This is a genomic window from Phaeobacter sp. HF9A, assembly GCF_011806385.1.
Taxonomy (GTDB): domain Bacteria; phylum Pseudomonadota; class Alphaproteobacteria; order Rhodobacterales; family Rhodobacteraceae; genus Epibacterium.
In genome coordinates, this window is the sequence record NZ_JAATOX010000201.1 from 1 (window position 1) to 3,986 (window position 3,986).

A 3,986-nucleotide genomic window follows, 5' to 3' on the forward strand; every position below is an offset into this window, starting at 1 on the left:
TCATCGCCACATCCTTGCCCATGGCGCGCAGGGCGGTGATGGCGGCGCGGCTGCTGGGCTTTACCGGGTCGGCCACGGCCAGAACAGCGGCGAGCTCGCCGTCGATAGCGGCATAGAGCACGCTTTCGCCGCGATCCGCGCGCTCCAGCGCCTGCCGCGCCAGCGCATCGACGGTGATGCCCGCCTCCGACATGAGCCGGGCGCTGCCAACGCGGATCTCGCGCCCATCCACCATCGCCAGCACGCCGCGCGCGGTCAGCGAGGTAAAGCCGCTGGCCTGCGGCAGGCGCAGCCCCTCGGCGCTTGCCGCTGCCACCACCGCCCGGGCGATGGGATGTTCGGAGCGCGCCTCGACAGCCGCCACCGCAGCCAGAACCTCGGCGCGGGTGAAACCGCCGCGCGGGGTCACATCCACTAGGCGGGGCTGGCCTTCGGTCAGGGTGCCGGTCTTGTCAAAAGCGATGATATCGACCTCGCTCAGGGCTTGCAGCGCGTCGCCCTTGCGAAACAGCACCCCGAGTTCGGCAGCGCGGCCGGTGCCCACCATGATCGAGGTCGGCGTCGCCAGCCCCATGGCACAGGGGCAGGCAATGATCAGCACCGAGACCCCGGCAACCAGCGCATGGGTCAGCACCGGCGCCGGCCCCAGCAGCAGCCAGACCGCCACGGTGAGCGCCGCCGCCGCCATCACCCCCGGAACAAAGCGCAGGGTGACCTTGTCCACCAGGCTCTGGATCGGCAGCTTGGCGCCCTGGGCCTCTTCGACCATGCGGATGATCTGGGCCAGCGTGGTCTCGGCGCCGGTGCGGGTGACGGCCACGGTGAGACTGGCGGCGCCGTTGATGGTGCCGCCGGTGACCACATCGCCGATGGTTTTTTCCACCGGCATCGGCTCGCCCGAGATCATGCTCTCGTCCACATGGGCGCTGCCCTCAAGGATTTCGCCATCGGTGGGGATGCGCTCGCCCGGGCGGATCAGGATCCGGTCGCCGGGGGCGAGGTCTTCGACCGCCACATCCTCGGGCTGGTTGTCCTTGGTCAGGCGGCGGGCGCTGCGGGGCTGCAAGCCGACGAGCGCCTGAATGGCGGCGCCGGTGCGGCCCTTGGCGCGGGCCTCCAGCCAGCGGCCGATCAGGATCAGGGTGATGATCATCGCTGCGGCCTCGAAATAGACCGCGCGCACCGCGGCGGGCAGCAGCGCGGGCAGGAAGGTCGCCACCAGCGAATAGAGCCAGGCCGCGCCCGACCCCATCGCCACAAGGCTGTTCATATCCGGCGCGCCCTTGCGCAGCGCCGGCAGACCGAGGGTAAAGAAGGCGCGCCCCGGCCCGAACATCCCCGCCGAGGTCAGAACCGCCTGCAAGATCCAGGAGGTCGTAAGCCCGATATTGGCCGCGATCCAGTGATGCGGGGCGGGCACCATATGGCCGCCCATTTCCAGAAGGAAGACCGGCAGCGTCAGCAGCGCCGCAACCCCCACCTGACGGCGCAGCGCGCGGGCCTCGCGGTCCTTGCGGGCGCTTCGATCCTCGGTGTCACTGGCGGCGGCCAGACGGGCACGGTAGCCTGCTGTGGTGCTGGCGGCAGCCACTTGCGAGGGAGTCAGCACCCCTTGCAGGATCTCCACCCGGGCGCTCTCAGTTGCGAGGTTGACATTGGCCGAGACGACACCGGGCAGCGCCTCCAGCGCGCGCTCCACCCGACCCACGCAGCCGCCGCAGGTCATGCCCTCGACCGCAAGCTGCACGGTCTGGTGGCGGGCGGGTTTGCCCATGTCGCGCAGGGCGGCATCGGCGGCGCGCAGGTCGGCGGGGTCGGCGACGGTCAGCCGCGCGGTCTCTGTCGCGAGGTTGACAGAGACATCTGTCACCCCCGGCAGCGCCGCCAAGGTGCGATCCACCCGCCCCACGCAGCCCGCGCAGGACATGCCTTCAATCGAGAGAGTGGCGGCGATGGGATGGCTCATGATCTGATTCCTTTGCGGATCTTTCGCGATTGAGCCTTATGTAGGGCTTCCCGTCACTGGAAGCTCAAGAGAGGATAGGAGATTTTTTTTACAGTGCTTGCTTGCGCCGGATCAGACAGTTTTCCGCGCTCCGTTAGATTTGCAGAGGGCAGTTTTGCGGGACTAAGCGGCCGTTTATCGAAGGAGATTTGCCACGATGAACGCTTGAATGACGAGCGTCCCGCCGATCGGAACATTGAGGAAAAGGAAAGCGCCGGCGCCCGTTAGATAAGACATAAGTGCGAATTCCAAGCCAAAACCTAGGCATCCCGGGAACATTGCGAGGATGCGGGATTTGACCGAGCCCGCGACGATGGACCGTCGTAGCAGGAACGGCCCCTCGAACGGTTTGTGTATCAGTCGCTCCGGCTCGTCAGAATAGACCCTTTCCCTGGCGAGGGTAGCAGCGTTGAGCCTTAGCGAGGCGTAGTAAATCAAGGGAATCGCCGTTGCTGCGGAAACGGTGACAACGCCGACCATGAGGCCGATAAGGTTCACATCGCTGCTGTAAAAATAGAGGTAGACGCCAACCAGACTCGTAATCGGAAGCGCTAGCGACAGCAAAGCGGCCATGAGCATTTCATGTAGAAAAGCTCTGCGACCCAGCGTGATCGCCATAGCTTTGGGTGACCCAGGATTGAGTAACGGACCCAGATTTCGCGACATCGAACTGCATCCAAAATTCACATAATCTGCCGATGTTTTAGATCATTCCGGACCGGTAGCAATGGGCTCGCTGCTGACAATCGCTCTCATTCGACTTTGGATCAGCGTAGAACACAGGTGACGCCACACCGCCCCCCCCTATTCCACGTCCCAATCATCCTCGAACGGCAGATCGCCGATCGCCATCCAGGCGGCGCGGACGCGGGCGACGCGGGTGTCGGACCAGGTGCGCACCACCACGTCAAAGCCCGTCTCGGTGACATTTTCCGCCACCAGCTCCATGCGGTGGGCGGTATCCTGATGCATATCCACCAGCGAGGCCGAGACCTGCACCCCCGGCGCCCTGCGGAAGGGGCGGGTGAAGCGAACCGCCAGACGACGTTCGCGCGGCCCCTGCCCTGTCCACATGGATCCGCCGCTGTCGAATTCGGAGAACACCTCGGCATCGCCTTGAAGAAAACCAATACGGGAACTGCGGAGGGTCAGGGATTTCACGAGGAGAACTCAAGCCAGGAAAAGGGGTTGGGATGTATTTGCCCAGCATGAAACAAAAGAAACCGGCCCGCAAGATGCGGGCCGGTTCCTGGCACGTCACATGTGACGTCTATCAAAGGCCCATGTGGGTCCCGAGCGCTTCCATGTCTGCAAGCAGCTTGGCCGCGTCTGCCACCAGACCGTGTTCGGAATTGTCTTCCTTGACGGTCTTATAGGTGTTGCGGGCTTCCTCGATGAGCTCGTCCAGATGGGCGCGGGTCATCTCGGTCATGGGGATTGTACGTTCCGCGAGAACCGAGAGGCCCTCTGCGGTGATTTGAGCAAAGCCGCCAGTGACCAGATATTCCGACGCGCCTTCCGGTGAGTCCACCTTCAGGATGCCCGGGCGCAGGGTGGTGAGCGTCGGCGCGTGCAGGGGCATCGCCGTCATATCACCCTCGGAGCCTGGGATCTGGACCGCGCGAACCTGAAGCGAAGCAAGGCTACGCTCCGGGCTCACGAGATCGAATTGCATCGTATCAGCCATAAGGGCCCTCCTTAGGCCGCGTCAGCAGCCATTTTCTCGGCTTTGGCGATCACTTCGTCGATGCCGCCAACCATGTAGAAGGCGCCTTCGGGCAGGTGATCGTACTCGCCAGCCACAACAGCTTTGAACGAGGAGATGGTATCCGCGAGCGAAACCTGCACACCGTCAGAGCCGGTGAAGACCTTCGCAACGTCGAACGGCTGGGACAGGAAACGCTGGATCTTACGCGCACGCGCAACGGTCAGCTTGTCCTCTTCGCTGAGTTCGTCCATGCCGAGGATGGCGATGATGTCT

Annotated in this window: 4 protein-coding genes and 1 pseudogene; all 5 read right to left on the minus strand. The window is 64.2% G+C overall.

The features are described 5' to 3' along the window. A partial coding sequence (locus HCZ87_RS20035; RefSeq protein ID WP_167646787.1) for a heavy metal translocating P-type ATPase occupies nt 1-1,966 on the minus strand: 1,966 nt, incomplete at its 3' end. Nucleotides 1,967-2,140: 174 nt separating this feature from the next. Further along, nucleotides 2,141-2,578 (minus strand): hypothetical protein, encoded by a 438-nt coding sequence (locus HCZ87_RS20040; protein WP_167646789.1) that lies wholly within the window; start codon nt 2,576-2,578, stop codon nt 2,141-2,143. 231 nt (nt 2,579-2,809) lie between these two features. Beyond that, on the minus strand, nt 2,810-3,166 hold the full coding sequence (locus tag HCZ87_RS20045) for an H-type lectin domain-containing protein (RefSeq protein ID WP_167646791.1): 357 nt from the start codon (nt 3,164-3,166) through the stop codon (nt 2,810-2,812). 112 nt (nt 3,167-3,278) lie between these two features. Further along, a complete protein-coding gene (locus HCZ87_RS20050; RefSeq protein ID WP_167646793.1) occupies nt 3,279-3,692 on the minus strand; it encodes a F0F1 ATP synthase subunit epsilon in 414 nt (137 codons plus the stop codon). Between the two features lie 11 nt (nt 3,693-3,703). Next, nucleotides 3,704-3,986, minus strand: a pseudogene (locus tag HCZ87_RS20055) (F0F1 ATP synthase subunit beta); the annotation flags it as partial.

Excerpts from the sequence above, each read along its gene's own strand:
- HCZ87_RS20050 (WP_167646793.1), bottom strand. The coding sequence starts at position 3,692 with ATGGCTGATACGATGCAATTCGATCTCGTGAGCCCGGAGCGTAGCCTT.
- HCZ87_RS20040 (WP_167646789.1), bottom strand. The coding sequence starts at position 2,578 with ATGGCCGCTTTGCTGTCGCTAGCGCTTCCGATTACGAGTCTGGTTGGC.